15 protein-coding genes are annotated in these 14166 nt (G+C 73.0%); 8 read left to right on the plus strand and 7 right to left on the minus strand.

Features of this window, described 5'->3' with window-relative positions:
* The first annotated feature begins 67 nt into the window (after positions 1-67).
* On the plus strand, positions 68-646 hold the full coding sequence (locus AB0I06_RS01010; protein ID WP_363116592.1) for a TetR/AcrR family transcriptional regulator: 579 nt from the start codon (positions 68-70) through the stop codon (positions 644-646).
* 395 nt (positions 647-1041) lie between these two features.
* Positions 1042-2235, plus strand: coding sequence for a CaiB/BaiF CoA-transferase family protein (locus AB0I06_RS01015; protein WP_363116593.1), 1194 nt, complete (start codon positions 1042-1044; stop codon positions 2233-2235).
* 86 nt (positions 2236-2321) lie between these two features.
* Here AB0I06_RS01015 and AB0I06_RS01020 read toward each other — a convergent pair whose 3' ends face one another.
* From AB0I06_RS01020 to AB0I06_RS01030, 3 genes are all read right to left on the minus strand, one after another.
* On the minus strand, positions 2322-3314 hold the full coding sequence (locus tag AB0I06_RS01020; RefSeq protein WP_363116594.1) for a TerC family protein: 993 nt from the start codon (positions 3312-3314) through the stop codon (positions 2322-2324).
* Positions 3315-3398: 84 nt separating this feature from the next.
* A complete protein-coding gene (locus AB0I06_RS01025) occupies positions 3399-4046 on the minus strand; it encodes a phosphoribosyltransferase family protein (protein WP_363116595.1) in 648 nt (215 codons plus the stop codon).
* A 112-nt stretch (positions 4047-4158) separates the two neighbouring features.
* Complete coding sequence (locus tag AB0I06_RS01030; RefSeq protein WP_363116596.1) at positions 4159-4818, minus strand: alpha/beta family hydrolase; 660 nt, start codon at positions 4816-4818, stop codon at positions 4159-4161.
* 198 nt (positions 4819-5016) lie between these two features.
* Here AB0I06_RS01030 and AB0I06_RS01035 point away from each other — a divergent pair, with 198 nt between their 5' ends.
* The 5 genes from AB0I06_RS01035 to AB0I06_RS01055 all read left to right on the plus strand — a co-directional run bounded on the left by AB0I06_RS01035 (position 5017) and on the right by AB0I06_RS01055 (position 9065).
* Positions 5017-6006 carry a DJ-1/PfpI family protein gene (locus AB0I06_RS01035; RefSeq protein WP_363116597.1) on the plus strand — a complete coding sequence of 330 codons (990 nt, stop codon included), beginning with the start codon at positions 5017-5019 and terminating at the stop codon, positions 6004-6006.
* Complete coding sequence (locus tag AB0I06_RS01040; protein ID WP_363116598.1) at positions 6003-6605, plus strand: DJ-1/PfpI family protein; 603 nt, start codon at positions 6003-6005, stop codon at positions 6603-6605. The genes AB0I06_RS01035 and AB0I06_RS01040 overlap by 4 nt, the downstream gene beginning before the upstream one ends.
* 57 nt (positions 6606-6662) lie before the next feature.
* Positions 6663-7118 carry an archease gene (locus tag AB0I06_RS01045; RefSeq protein ID WP_363116599.1) on the plus strand — a complete coding sequence of 152 codons (456 nt, stop codon included), beginning with the start codon at positions 6663-6665 and terminating at the stop codon, positions 7116-7118.
* 100 nt (positions 7119-7218) lie between these two features.
* On the plus strand, positions 7219-7671 hold the full coding sequence (locus tag AB0I06_RS01050; RefSeq protein ID WP_363116600.1) for a YbhB/YbcL family Raf kinase inhibitor-like protein: 453 nt from the start codon (positions 7219-7221) through the stop codon (positions 7669-7671).
* A 134-nt stretch (positions 7672-7805) separates the two neighbouring features.
* Positions 7806-9065, plus strand: coding sequence for an MFS transporter (locus AB0I06_RS01055; RefSeq protein ID WP_363116601.1), 1260 nt, complete (start codon positions 7806-7808; stop codon positions 9063-9065).
* A 14-nt stretch (positions 9066-9079) separates the two neighbouring features.
* Here AB0I06_RS01055 and AB0I06_RS01060 read toward each other — a convergent pair whose 3' ends face one another.
* Positions 9080-9508, minus strand: a complete 429-nt coding sequence (locus AB0I06_RS01060) for a VOC family protein (RefSeq protein ID WP_363116602.1) — start codon at positions 9506-9508, stop codon at positions 9080-9082.
* A 210-nt stretch (positions 9509-9718) separates the two neighbouring features.
* The gene (locus AB0I06_RS01065) at positions 9719-10168 is read right to left on the minus strand and encodes a hypothetical protein (RefSeq protein WP_363116603.1); all 450 of its coding nucleotides are present in this window, start codon (positions 10166-10168) and stop codon (positions 9719-9721) included.
* Positions 10169-10424: 256 nt separating this feature from the next.
* Between AB0I06_RS01065 and AB0I06_RS01070 the strand changes: the two genes are divergently transcribed.
* Positions 10425-11633, plus strand: a complete 1209-nt coding sequence (locus AB0I06_RS01070) for a hypothetical protein (RefSeq protein WP_363116604.1) — start codon at positions 10425-10427, stop codon at positions 11631-11633.
* Between the two features lie 63 nt (positions 11634-11696).
* Here the strand turns inward: AB0I06_RS01070 and AB0I06_RS01075 are convergent, their stop codons facing one another.
* Positions 11697-13253 carry a serine/threonine-protein kinase gene (locus AB0I06_RS01075; protein ID WP_363116605.1) on the minus strand — a complete coding sequence of 519 codons (1557 nt, stop codon included), beginning with the start codon at positions 13251-13253 and terminating at the stop codon, positions 11697-11699.
* Entirely contained in the window at positions 13250-14050 is an 801-nt protein-coding gene (locus AB0I06_RS01080; protein WP_363116606.1) for a serine/threonine protein kinase, read from the minus strand. The genes AB0I06_RS01075 and AB0I06_RS01080 overlap by 4 nt, the downstream gene beginning before the upstream one ends.
* Positions 14051-14166 lie beyond the last annotated feature (116 nt).

A 14166-nucleotide genomic window follows, 5' to 3' on the forward strand; every position in this document is an offset into this window, starting at 1 on the left:
AAAACGTAACGGACAACTGTCCGCTTAACAAGGGTCCGGTTTCGGCCACGGCCCGCGAGGAGAGCGAGTGCGGCAGAACAAGGACGCTCCCCTGCGCTCGGACGCGCAGCGCAACCGCGAGCGCATCCTGGAGGTGGCGCTGGTGGAGCTGACGCGCTCGGCGGACGCCCCGCTGAGCACGATCGCCAAGAAGGCGGGCGTCGGGCAGGGCACCTTCTACCGCCACTTCCCCACCCGCGAGGCACTCGTCCTGGAGATCTACCGGCACGAGATGCAACAGGTCGCCGACACCGCGGCAGCGCTGCTGGAGAGCCGGGAGCCGGACCGGGCGCTGCGCGAATGGATGGACCGGCTCGCGCGGTTCGCCATGGCCAAGGCGGGTCTGGCCGACGCCATCCGCCAGGCCACCAGCGCACCGGGGCAGCCGGCGAAGCCCGGGCACGCCCGGGTCACCGAGGCGGCCGAACGGCTGCTCCGGGCCGCCGAGAAGGCCGGCACCATCCGGCCCGGAATCACCGCCGACGACCTCTTCCTCGCGATCGGCGGGCTGTGGACGATCGACCCCCACAGCGACTGGCAGCCCCGCGCCACCCGGCTGCTCGACTTCGTCATGGACGCGCTGCGGGTGGGGGCGCCGGGGCGGTGACGCGGGTTCTGGCCCACCGGGCCCGTCAGGCGATCGCCGTGCGGGCCAGGTCCCGCAGTTCCACGAGCGCGGCGGCGCTCCAGGGCTGCCTGGCCCATGCCGAGCACCTCCTCGGCCGGCCGAACCGCACCCCGCGGGGGCCGGCTCCGGCTGCGACTGGCCCTCACATGCGGCGCCTGACCCGGCCGTGACCCTCGTACGCCGGGCGGTGCCGCCGCACGCCCGGGTCGTGTTCGTGGACAGGTCCGCCGGGGAAACCGCACCACACCGGCGTCACCGCCTCGCGAAACCACCCCTCGGCGTGATCCGGATCGCGTCGGCGGCCCGCCCCGGCGTCCTGGCGCTGCGGCAGACTGTCCGAGCGCCCTCCATCCACGATTTCGGGAGCTTGAGGCATGAGCGTGCAGCGGTATCCCCTGACCGGGGTCACGGTGGTCAGTCTCGAGCAGGCCGTGGCGGCGCCCTACGCCACCCGGCAGCTCGCCGACCTCGGTGCCCGGGTGATCAAGGTGGAGCGGCCGGGCGGCGGCGACTTCGCGCGCCGGTACGACACGACCGTGCACGGCCACTCCAGCTATTTCGTCTGGCTCAACCGCTCCAAGGAGTCCCTCACGCTCGACCTGAAGGACCCCCGCGGCAAGGAGATCCTGCACGACCTCCTCGACGGCGCCGACGTCTTCGTGCAGAACCTCGCCCCCGGCGCCGCCGCCCGGCTCGGTCTGGACGCCGCGACCGTCACCGGCCGCCGCCCGGGCCTGATCCCCTGCACCGTCTCCGGCTACGGCACGACCGGCCCCTGGGCCGACCGCAAGGCCTACGACCTGCTCATGCAGTGCCAGACCGGGCTGGTGTCCCTGACCGGGACGCCCGAGGGGACCGCCCGGACCGGGATCTCCGTCGCCGACATCGCCGCCGGGATGTACGCCTACAGCGGCGTTCTCACGGCCCTGTACACGCGCGCCACCACCGGTGAGGCCCATCCCGTGGAGGTCTCCCTGTTCGAGGCGCTCGCGGAGTGGATGGGCCAGCCCGCCTACTACACCCGCTACGGCGGCACCCAGCCCCCGCGTCTGGGCACCCAGCACGCCACCATCGCGCCGTACGGCACGTACACCGCCGGTGACGGCAAGGAGGTGCTGTTCTCCATCCAGAACGAGCGCGAATGGGTGGCCCTGTGCGTCGAGTTCCTCGGCCGGCCGGAGCTGGCCGACGATCCCCGGTTCGCCACCGGATCCGACCGTGTCACCCACCGCGAGGAGCTCAACGCCGTCGTCGCCGAGCGGTTCGCCCGTTCCGGCTCCGACGAGATCCTCAAGGACCTGGAGCGCATCGGCATCGCCTGCGCCGGGGTCAACGACGTGCCCGCCTTCCTGGACCACCCCGTGCTGGCCGCCCGCGGCCGCTGGAGCGAGGTCGAGGTGCCGGGCGGCGCCACCGTGGAGGCCCTGCTCCCGCCCGCCGACCTCGCCGGGGTGCCCGCTCGCATGGACCCGGTCCCGGCGGTGGGCGAGCACACCGAGGCGATCCTCACCGAACTGGGCCGCACCCCCGAGGAGGTGGCCGCCCTCCGCGCCGACGGAGTCGTCTGACCGGCGCGTTCGGTTCAGTGCCGCCACTCATGGACACTCGCGTCCGGTGCCGCTGGTCCGAACGTCACCCGTAAGCGGGCGTCAACTCACGTACCGCCCTCCGAGCGGGACTCGGTGGCCGGGCCCGCCGCCTCGGCCTCCTGCTTCTTCGACGCCCGCAGGCTGGTGAACGTCGTCACCGCGAGCACGAGCACGATGAAGCCCAGCGAGAACGGAATGCCGATCTCGGGGACATGGACGCCGGACTCGTGCAGCGCGTGCAGGATCAGCTTCACACCGATGAAGCCGAGGATGATCGACAGCCCGTAGGAGAGGTGCACGAGCTTCTTCAGCAGACCGCCGATGAGGAAGTACAGCTGGCGCAGACCCATCAGGGCGAAGGCGTTCGCGGTGAAGACGATGTACGGGTCCTGGGTCAGCCCGTAGATGGCCGGGATCGAGTCGAGGGCGAACAGCACGTCCGTGGAGCCGATCGCGAGCATCACGACCAGCATCGGGGTCATGATCCGCTTGCCGTTCTCGGTGACGAACAGCTTCGTGCCGTGATAGCGGTCGGCGACGCCGAAGCGCCGCTCCGCGATCTTCAGCAGCTTGTTCTCCTGGTACTCCTCCTCGTGCTCCTCCTTGCGGGCGTCCTGGACCAGCTTCCAGGCGGTCCAGATCAGGAACGCGCCGAAGAGGTAGAACACCCAGGAGAAGGCGGAGATGATCGCCGCGCCGGCCGCGATGAACACCGCCCTCAGCACCAGCGCCATCAGAACGCCGATCATCAGCACCCGCTGCTGGTACTGCGACGGCACCGCGAACTTGCCCATGATCAGCACGAAGACGAAGAGATTGTCGACGCTGAGCGACTTCTCGGTGATGTACCCGGCGAAGAACTCACCGGTGGGCCCGCTCCCACCGAAGTACCACAGCCCCAGGCCGAACAGCACGGCCAGGACGATCCACACCACCGTCCACGTCCCGGCTTCCCTGAGGGACACGTCATGCGGCTTGCGTCCGACGAAGAAGTCGACGGCGACCAGCACGCACAGGGCTGCCACGGTCAGCAGCCACACGGTCAGCGAGACGTTCACTTGTTGCTCCTGGTGCGGTGTGGGGAGAGGACATGATGATCCCCGGTGGCTGGTTTCCGCCACACCTTCCAGGTGAACAGTGGGTCAAAGCTGCACGTGCCGGAGCGCCTCCAGGACGTCCTGGTCCGTCAGTTGGCCGAAGTTCTCGTACCACAGGCCGACGGCCATGAACGCGGCCGGCCGGTGCAGACAGATCACCTCGTCGGCCTCGGCGCGCATCAGGCCGGCTCCCTCCGGGGAGCACACGGGCGCGGCCAGCAGCACCCGCGCGGGTGCCTGACGGCGGACGAAGCGCAGCGCGGCACGGGCCGTGGAGCCGGTCGCCAGACCGTCGTCGACCACGATCACGGTCCGTCCGCGCAGGTCCGGGGCAGGACGGCCCTGCCGGTAAAGCCGCTCGCGGCGGCGCAGTTCGGCGCGCTCCCGTTCGATGACGGGGGCGAGGGCGCTCTCGCGGATGCCGAGGTGGCGCAGGGCGTCCTCGTCCAGCAGCGGCACCTCGTCGCCGGCCATCGCGCCGACGCCGAGCTCCTCCTGGTGGGGTGCCCCGATCTTGCGGACGACGAGCACGTCGAGCGGGGCGTCCAGGGCGGCCGCGACCTCCCGTGCCACGGCGACGCCCCCGCGGGGCAGGGCGAGGACGACGGGCTCGGGCAGGTCCCCTTCGCGCTGCCGGGTGCGCAGTGTTTCGGCCAGTTCCTCACCGGCCTGCCGGCGATCACGGAACCGCATGACGGTCACCTCCGCTTCCGCGAGGGAGAGGTCCCCGCCCGGGCCGGTCCGAACGGGGCCGGTCCCGACTTCCGCGTACCCCCGGCCTCACGGGCCGATACGTGCCCGCCGGTCACCGGCCCATGGCGTCCCGCACCCGCTCGTCGCACCACTGCCGGGCCGTCTCGGTGACCTGGTCGAGCGCGCCCGGTTCCTCGAACAGGTGGGTGGCGCCGGGCACCACGTGGAGGGTGTGCGGGCCGGGCAGCCGCCGGGCCGCCTCCTCGTTGAGCCGCAGCACATGCGTGTCCCGGCCGCCCACGATCAGCAGCACCGGTGCCTCCACCTGGTCCAGGGCGTCACCCGCGAGGTCGGGGCGTCCGCCGCGCGAGACGACCGCCCGTACCGGGCCGGGGCGCCGCGCGGCGGCGACGAGGGCCGCGGCCGCGCCGGTGCTGGCACCGAACAGGACGACGGGCAGGTCCGAGGTGCCGGGTTCACTCGCCAGCCAGTCGAGGGCCGCCGTCAGCCGGCGGCCCAGGAGCCCGATGTCGAAACGGAGTTCGGCGGTGACGGCGTCCTGCCGTTCCTCCTCCTCGGTGAGCAGGTCGATCAGCAGGGTGCCGAGTCCGGCGGTGCGCAGGCCGACGGCGACCGCACGGTTGCGGGGGCTGTGCCGGGAGCTGCCGCTGCCGTGCGCGAACAGCACGACCGCGTGGGCGTCCGGCGGCACGGTGAGGTCACCGGGGAGCGCGGCGCCCTCGGCGGGCACGGTGACGGTCCGGGAGATCATCGTCGGCCTCCTCTGCCTCATCTCGGCCTTTCGCCCCCACCGCAGCCTCCTCCCCCACCGCTCAGCCTCCTCCCCCCATCGCTCGGCCGCCGCTGTTTCCCGGGGTACCCGCCCCAGGGCGGACGTCCCATGGCGTGGCGCGATCCGTGGGATGCGTGTCGTTGACGCCACGCGGCGGGCCGGTGGAGCGTGGGGGGCGTGACCGATCGCCGTGTCGTCTTCGTCGTCTTCGACGGTTTCCAGCCGCTCGACCTCACCGGGCCGCACGAGGTGTTCCACAGCGCGGGCGGGTACGCCTGCGAGGTCGTGGCGCCCCGGGCGGGGCCGGTCCGGTCGGTGAGCGGGCTGCTCGTGCACGCCGGGCACGGCGTGGCGGAGCTCGACCCGGCCCGTACGGACACCCTCGTGGTGGTGGGCGGCCGGGGCGTCGACCGGGCCCGGGAGGACGAGGCACTGGTCGCCTGGATCGCCGCCGCCGCGGCCGGTGCCCGCCGGGTGGCCTCGGTGTGCAGCGGGGTGTTCCTGCTGGCGGCCGCCGGGCTGCTGGAGGGGCGGCGGGTCACCACGCACTGGGCACGCGGGCGGCAGCTGGCCCGGGAGCATCCCGGAGTGCTCGTGGACTGCGACCCGATCTTCGTCCGGGACGGCCGGGTGTGGACGTCGGCCGGGGTGACGGCCGGGATGGACCTCGCGCTCGCCCTGGTGGAGGACGACCTGGGCCGGGACGTCGCGCACGAGGTGGCCCGCCGGCTGGTGCTGTTCCTGCGCCGCCCCGGCGGGCAGTCCCAGTTCAGCGTGGCGCTGTGGTCACGGCAGCCGGCGACGGACCCGGTGCGGGCCGCCGTCGCCGCGATCCACGCCGATCCGGGCGCCCGGCACGACATCGCGGGCCTCGCCGCGCACGCCGGCCTGAGCCCGCGCCACCTGCAACGCCTCTTCACCGCCGAACTCGGCGCGCCGCCGGGCGCGTACGTCGAGCGGGTGCGGGTCGAGGCGGCCCGGCGCGCGCTCACGGCAGGGGACGAGCCGGTCGAGGCCATCGCGCGCCGCTGCGGTTTCTCGACGGCCGAGACCCTCCGTCGTACGTTCCACCGCCGGCTCGGTGTCGCGCCGTCGGAATACCGCGCCAGGTTCCGCTCCACCGCGGGCCTCCCGGCGGAACCCGCAGAGGAAGGAAGAAGCACATGACGACCTACGGCCTGCTGATCTTCGAGGACGCCGAGGAGCTCGACTTCGTGGGGCCCTGGGAGGTGTTCACCGTCTCGGCGCGGCTGCGGGGCGGGGCCGACACGGCCGTCCTCATCGCGGAGCACCCCGGGCCCGTGCGCTGCAACAAGGGGTTGCGGGTCCTGCCCGACCACACCCTGGAGGACCATCCGCCGCTGGACGTGCTGCACGTGCCGGGCGGGCGGGGCGCGCGTGAGGTCCAGCCGGACAACCCGGTGGTCACCGACTGGATCGGGAAGACGGCGCGGCGGACGGCGTGGGTGCACGGCGTGTGCACCGGCACGTTCCTGCTGCACGCCGCCGGACCCGCCCGGGGACGCCGGGTGGCCACGCACCGCGATCACGAGGACACCTTGGAAGCGCGGGGGGACGTGACCGTGGTCCGGGACGCCCGCTACGTCGTGGACGGCGGCCTGGTCACCAGCCAGGGCGTCTCGGCCGGTATCGACAGCGCGTTGTGGCTGGTCGGCCGGTTGCACGGGCGGGAGCACGTCCGGGCCGTGCGGCGTTCCATCCAGTACGACCCGGCGCCGCCCTACCTCGCGGACGAGCCTGTCTGATCGACTGGACGGGTGACCGGGCCGCATGGGTGGGCGGGCCGGGGGCAGTCGATGTTGATGGGTGGTGACACGGGCGACGGCGGGCAGGGACGGCAGCCGGGCGAGTGCGGACACCGGGCGGTGCCGCGTGGCGGCGATATCCGGATCGAGGCGTGGGCGGCGTGCAGAGAGCACTGTCTGGCCGAGGCCGTGCTGGCGATGGTGGAGTGTTTCGCCGATGTCTCCGGGGTGCGGCCGACCGCCGTGGACCGGGTGCGGCTGGCCGAGGCCAGTGACGACGATCTGCTCGCCTCGTTGCTCGACGAGATCATCTTCCGGCTGGAGGTGTACGGCCAGGTCCCCGTGGACGTGGAGGCGGACGAGGCCGACGGCGGCCTGGACGTGCGGCTGGCGGTCACGGGCATCGCGGACGTGGAGATCACGGGGGCGGTTCCGACGGCGGTGGCGTGGGACCGGCTGCGGATCGGGCCGGACCCGTTCGGGTGGTCGTGTGCGGTGAGCGTGGGCGCCTGACCCCGGTGAGCTGACGCCCCGCCTGAGGAGTGGGCGCCGGCCCCCGGTCGATCCGGCCCGGATCGTGTGTCCGCGGACCACCGGGGGTACCCCGGGCCACATGACCGGCATCGAACTCAGCAGCGACGCGTTCAACGACCACTCCTTCCTCGCGCGCCGGTACGCGTACGAAGGGCCGAACATCTCTCCCCCGCTGAGCTGGAGCGGCGTACCGGACGACGCGGCCGAACTGGTCCTGCTGTGCGAGGACCCCGACGCCCCGTCGGGCACCTTCGCGCACTGGGTCGTGGTCGGCATCGACCCGCACAGCGACGGCGTGGCGGCCGGGCAGAGCCCACCGGGCGGTACGGAACTCGTCAACGGCTACGGTCAGCCCGGCTGGGGCGGCCCCCATCCCCCGCCGGGCGACGACGCCCACCACTACGTCTTCCGGCTCTACGCCCTGTCCGAGCCGTGCGTCCTGCCCGACGCCCCGCGCGCCGACCAGGTGCACGCGGAGGTCGACAAGCACCGCCTCGCGGACGGAACGCTCGTGGGGCTGTACCAGCGCTGAGCCCTCACCCCGTCGGCACAACGATTCGTTGTGGCGCAGGTGTGTGATGGTTGTTTGCCGCCCGGGCCCACCTCTCGCTTGGATGACTCCCGGACAACACCGGGTTGTCCGCGAGAGCGGGGAGTGCGCCGGGTATGGCGGGCAGGCGGTCGCTGGGGCGGCGGTTCGGGTGGCTGTGGGGCGCGTACGCGGTCAGCACGGCCGGCACATGGCTCGCGTTCGACGCGTTCGCCCTGATCGCGGTCCTGGCGCTGCACGCCGGGCCGGCGCAGGTGTCGCTGCTGGCCGCGGTGGGACCGGCGGTCGGCGCCGCCGTGTCGGTGCCGCTCGGGCCGTGGGTCGAGGTGCGCCGCAAACGGCCGGTGATGATGGCGACGGACCTGATCCGGTGCCTGGTGCTGCTCAGCGTCCCCATGGCGTTCGCCCTCGGCCGGCTCGGCTTCGGCCAGCTGCTGCTGGTGTCGGTGGTGGTGGCGGCGGCCGACATCACCTTCAACGCGGCGGCCGGGGCGTTCCTCAAGGACCTGCTGCCACGGCAGGACCTGCTCGTGGCGAACGGCCGGTTCGAGGCGACGACGTGGACCGCGAGCATGGTCGGGCCACCGCTGGGCGGGGCCGCGATCAGCCTGTTCGGGCCGGTGACGACGGTGGTGGCCGACGCCGTGAGCTATCTGCTCTCGGCGGCCGGTCTCCGGGCGATCGGCGACGCCGAGAAGCCCCCGGCGCGGACGGAACCGGCGGTGACCCGGGCCGATGACCTGCTCGACGGCTGGCGCCACATCCTGGCCGACCCGGTCCTGCGTCCGCTGTTCCTCAACTCGCTCGTCGTGAACTCCCTCATCATGGCGGGGTCCCCGCCGCTGCTGATCCTGATGGTCCACGACCTGCACTTCGCCCCGTGGCAGTACGCCCTCGCCTTCGCGGTGCCCTGCACCGGCGGTCTGCTCGGCTCCCGCCTGGCCCCCCGCCTGGTCGCACGTCACGGCAGGCACCGGGTCCTGTTCACCGCGGGGGCGCTGCGGGCCTGCTGGCCGGTCGGCCTGGTCTTCACCGGTCCCGGCGCGCCCGGTCTTGTCCTGGTCATGCTGGTCGAGTTCGGCCTGATCGCCTGCTGTGGCGTGTTCAACCCGGTCCTCGCCACGCACCGCCTCGACCGCACCCCCAGGGACCGCGTCACGCGCACGCTGGCCGCCTGGTCGGCCACCGGCAAGGCCGTCACCGCGACGACGACCGCCCTGTGGGGTGTGCTGGCCGCCCGGACCGGTCCCCGGACGGCCCTCGCGCTGGCCGGCATCCTGCTGCTGGCGACGCCGCTGCTGCTCCCCCGCCGGGAGCACGCCACGGGGACCGGCTCCGAACCGGCCCCCGTGGCGGTGGAACAGGACGGCGGCTGACCGGCCCGGCCGGATCAGACCGCCCCGGGCACGTCCTCCGTGACTCCGTTCAGCTCCGAAGCCGGATCGCTGCCGTACGGGCGGGTCAGTATTTCCATGCCGTGACCGGCCGGGTCGAGGAAGTAGACGCCCCGGCCGCCGTCGTTGCGGTTGATACGGCGGGGGTGGTTGCCGTGCGGGTCGGCCTGGATGGGGATCCGGGCCTTCACGAGGCGGGCCAGTGCCTCGTCGAACTCGTCCTCGGAGACGAGGAACGCGTAGTGCTGCATGGGGATGTCGGCGTCGATGGTGAGGAAGTCCAGTGTGACGCCGTTGGCGGTCGTCACCGGCAGGAACACCCCGGTCGGTGCCCCGACTTCGAGTCCGAGGATCTCTGCGAGGAAGTGAGCGGACTTCTCCCGGTCACGGGACAGGACGATGGTGTGATTGAACTCGACTGACACGGTTGAATGCCTCCACGGGCATCTCCGCGGCGCCTCCATGCCTCACCCGGACGGTGACCGGCACGCGATGCCGCGCGCAGGATCGTAGGCAGGAGCGACGGGGGTCGTCGAGCGGTTTTCGGCCGTGTTCCGCGGACGCCGAAGGGGCGGCCGTGCGGACGCCGAGGGGCGGCCGGAGAACCGACCGCCCCGTGTGGCGAGTTGTGGAGCTCAGTACCAGCCGGTGTACACCAGGTCATGGCCGTCGCACGCGAGCAGGGCGCGCGAGACGCGGCCGTTGAGGTTGTTGCCCATCTTCGTGTACGCGTAGTTGATGCCGGAGTCGACGGTCTCCGAGACCCAGCCGTCGACGCGGCCGACGCCGCTGTCGGAGCGCTGCAACACGGCCTCGCAGCCGGGCCGGGAGTTCTCGATCCGGGCGAACGAGCCGCACTTGTCGGAGTAGAAGTACTTCAGCGCCATGCCCTCGGCGTACTTGGTGGCTCCGATCTGCCGGAAGGAACCGGAGCAGAAGGAGGTGGTGGGGTACTGCCCCTCCTGCCCGTACAGCCCGTAGTTGCCGCCCGAGTACGACTGGGCCTGGGCGGTGGTCGGAAGGAGCGCCATCACCGCGGCGGCGCCCCCCGCGGCCAGCAGTGTCCTGAGTGATCGGCGGCTCATGAGCCCTCTTTCGTGTATCGGCGGGTGATGCGGTCGGGAGCGACGACCGGCCCCGGCCGTCGCTCGCTGGTCGTGACCGTACGGGGCGCCACCACACCGCCGACACCTGACATTCGTCAGGGTCGAAGCCGCGGTCCGTTCCCCGCCCGGCCGGGCCCTGACATTCGTCAGGACCGCCCGCCGCGTCCGGGCTCCTATCGTGGCGCCGCGGGCCGAGGCCCCGCGGGACCACCCGGGCGATACAGGAAGGGCAACCATGCGCATGCTCCTGCGCGGCGCGGCCGCGCTCGCGGCCGTCGTCACGGTCGCGTCACTCACGAGTGGTGCGGCGGCACAACCCCGGACGGGGAAACCCGCCGGAACCGTCCAGATCTCCCAAGCCGCGCAGATCCCGCCCGGTGTCACCGCCGCCGGAGTGGCCGTCTTCGACCGTGAAGCCGGCACGTTCACCGAACAGGTCAACGCAAGCGCGCAGTTCCGGTCCGCTTCGATCGTCAAGCTCCTGCTGGTCCTGGACTTCCTGTGGGACCGCGGGCCGGACTACACCATCCCCGCGGCGGACCGCGCCCGGCTGGAGCCGATGCTGCGCGGCAGCGACGACAACGCCGCGAACCACTACTGGTCGACGTACGGCGGCCCGGCGATCATCAAGCGGATGACCGACCGGCCCGCGGTCGGTCTGCGCGACACGGCTGCACCGCCCGCCGGCTACGAGGGCTTCTGGGGCTACACCGCCATCTCCGCCCGGGACACCGTGGCCATCTACCGGTACATCCTGGAGAAGGCACCCGCGCCCGTCCGGGACTTCATCATGGACAACCTGCGCCGCTCCACGCGCTGTTCGGCCACCGACCACTTCGACCAGCACTTCGGTGTCGCGGGGGCGTTCGACCGACCCTGGGCGGTGAAGCAGGGCTGGTCCGGGAAGTTCGCCGAGGGCACGTGCGGGCCCGATACGGCGTCCTCGGCATCACGGGCTGAGCCGGCCGCTCCCGCTCCTCGCGGCGCAGCACCCCGTGCCGCGGCGGGCGTGAACCTCACCCGCCCCGCGCTGCACACCACCGGAACGGTGGGCCCCGACGACCGTTCGATCGTGGCCGTGCTGACGCTGCACCAGGACGGCACGTCGTACGGCAAGGCCTACACCGACCTGGGCGTCCTGACCCGCTCCCTGAACGTGCCGGGGGCGAAGCGGCCCGCCGGGACCTGGTTCGGCACCTGGGGCGAGTTGGTGAGCGTCCGCAAGGGCCCGAGCACCGGCGACGACCGTATGACCCGGCTCCCGGCCGGCGTCGAGGTCCTCGTGGGCTGCCAGATCCGGGGCGAGGAGGTCAGCGTGCCGCCGTACACCAACGACTGGTGGGCATACCTGCCGCAGTACGGGGGTTACATCTCCAGCATCTACATCAGCTCGCCGGACAACCGGCTGCCGAACGTCCCGGAGTGCGGCTCGCCGCGGCCGTGACGGGAGCGGGGGACGAGCGGTGGGCGGGGCGTCGGCCCCGCCCACCGCTCGCGTGCGTGCGGCTCAGCTCTGGTACTCGGCGAGGTAGCGCATCACCTTGTCCACGTGCGGCCGGACCCGCTGCGGCACACCGCGTTCCTCGATGACCGTGCGGTCACTGGTGCGGTAGCCGGCGGCGACCAGCGCGGGCAGGTCCTTCTTCGGCAGGCCGGCCTGCTTGAAGCGCTGGTCGAGCCAGCACACGTACAGGCTCATGGTGGAGATCGCGTCCGGCGGCGACAGGTAACTCTTGTCCCCGTCACCGTCGCCGTCCACCGCCCAGGCGCGGAACACCGACGGCGTCCACATGGCGATGCCGTACTCCTCGCTCGCCGGGCGGGAGGCCTTCGGGTCGAAGTTGCTCTCGGCCTTGATCATCGCGGCGAGCAGGGCGGGGGTGATCTCCTCGTCGGAGCAGCGGTGGGCCGCGCGGGCGATGACGGGGCGCAGCGCCTCCGGTACGTCGGAGTCCTCGGGGATCTCCCCGGCCGGCCGGCCGGGGGTGCCGGTGAGGGTGGGGGTCGCGCCGCCGCGCTCGTCGTCCTGGCCGCCGCCTCCGCCTCCCCCGAGCAGGGCGGCCCCGGCGACCGCGGCGGCGGTCAGGACGATCAGCCCGGCCGCGACCGCGGGCGCCGTCCGTCTTCCGTGGCGGTGGGGCCCGCCGGTGACGGCCTCCACGCGGGCGGCGACACCGGCGGCCGTGTGCGGGAGGCGGCCGGCGTGGTCGGGGGCCAGGCAGTCGGCGATCAGCCGGCGCAGGTCCTCGTCCAGCCCGGCGTCGAGCCGCAGGGGCGCGGTGCCGCGGGCGTAGGTCTGGGCGGCGAGCGAGCGGGCCCGGGCCGTCGCACCCGAGAAGGGGTGCAGGCCGCCGGTGAGCACCTGGTGGGCGAGGACGCCGAAGGCCCAGATGTCGGCCGTGGGCCGGACGACGGCGCCCTGGGTTCCGGTGCGCTGGGACCACCACTCGGGCGGCAGGTGGTCGAGGGTGCCCAGGGGCGGCAAGTGGGCGTGGGTGCCGTCCAGTTCGGCGGTGAGGCCGAAGTCGGCCAGCCAGACCTGACCGTCGGGGCCCAGCAGGACGTTGGCGGGTTTGAGGTCGCCGTGCACCCAGCCGGCGTCGTGCATGTGGGCGAGCCCGGCGGCGACGCCGCGCAGCACACGGTCGGCGTCGGCGATCGGCCCGCCGGTGTCCGCGGCGTCCAGCACGTCCTTCAGGCTGGCCTCGGCCCGGTCCATGACCAGCGCGATCGCGCCGTCCAGGGTGGGCAGCCGGGGGGCCTCGACGGTGCACACGGCGTGGGTGCGGACGAGGTGGGGGTGGTCGGCCTCCGCGCTGAACCGGACCTCGCGGGCCACGAGTTCGCCGAGCGCGGCACGCTGCCCGGGGCCCAGGGAGCCGGTCGGCAGCACCTTCACGGCCACGGGCGTGCCGTCGGCGACGGCACGGGCCTCGTAGACGGTCCCCCAGCCGCCGGAGCCGATGACCGGGCCCAGTTCCCAGTCCTCGATGCGGAACCCCTGCGGGAGCCGGGGCGGGCGGGGCGTTTCCAGCTCGTCGTCCCGTTCCTCGGGCGTGGTCATGCGCCTGCCTCCTGCGGGTCCGTGAGGCGGCCGGCTGTGGCGCGGGGCGGCAGCAGTGCGAGGTGCTCCTCGCGGACCAGGCCGAAGCGCAGGGCGACGGAGGCGAGCCGGGTGCGTTTGGCGCCGGTGCGGCCGCCGTCGGCCGTGGCCGCGGTGTCCTCGCCGAGGTCGAGGCGCAGTTTGGTGAAGGCCAGGTAGTCGATGTGGTAGTTGACCGCGGAGCGGGTCAGATCGCGGCAGGACGCCAGCGGCCGCAGCCGCTCCACGATCTGTCCGACGCCGGGCAGAGCGGAGTCGGAGGGGTCGCGCAGCCGGGGTTCGCACAGGGCCACCAGGACGAGGAAGTACTTCGACGTCGGGTCCAGGGCGAAGGGGTGCACGGTCTGTTCGCCGCCGCCCGGCACGGACTGCTCGCCGAGATAGGCGTGCTGGGGTGCGAAGACCTTGAACGCGGCGGTGCCGGACAGGGCGGGCAGCACCACCCGCGAGAACTCGAAGGGCACGGGCGCCCCGAGCCGCCCCGGCGCGACGGTCAGGTACTCTCCGGCCCCTTCCAGGTTCTCCACGACGTACGAGACGCTGCGGCTGAAGTTGGACAGCCGCCAGTAGTCCCCGGCCGCTTCCAGTTGCCCGGCCCGGCGGGAGATCCCCGGGTCGGTCAGGACGATGCGGACCCCCGCTCCGCCGCGCCCGAAGTCGGCGATGTCCCCCGGCCCCAGGTGGATCAGTTCGGGACTGCCCGTTCCCTCCGCGCCCCACTGGTCGGTACCGGGCAATTGCACGATGATCGTTTCCACGCGGACTCCCCCGCTGATGTCGCCCCCGATTTGGTCGCGAGGATTGTACGGTCGGCCCCCGCGCCCGGCGGGGCCGCTCAGCGGGCGTTTTTCAGGCGTGGTCCGCGCCCGCTCGC

This window comes from Streptomyces sp. NPDC050674 (assembly GCF_040654575.1).
GTDB lineage: Bacteria > Actinomycetota > Actinomycetes > Streptomycetales > Streptomycetaceae > Streptomyces.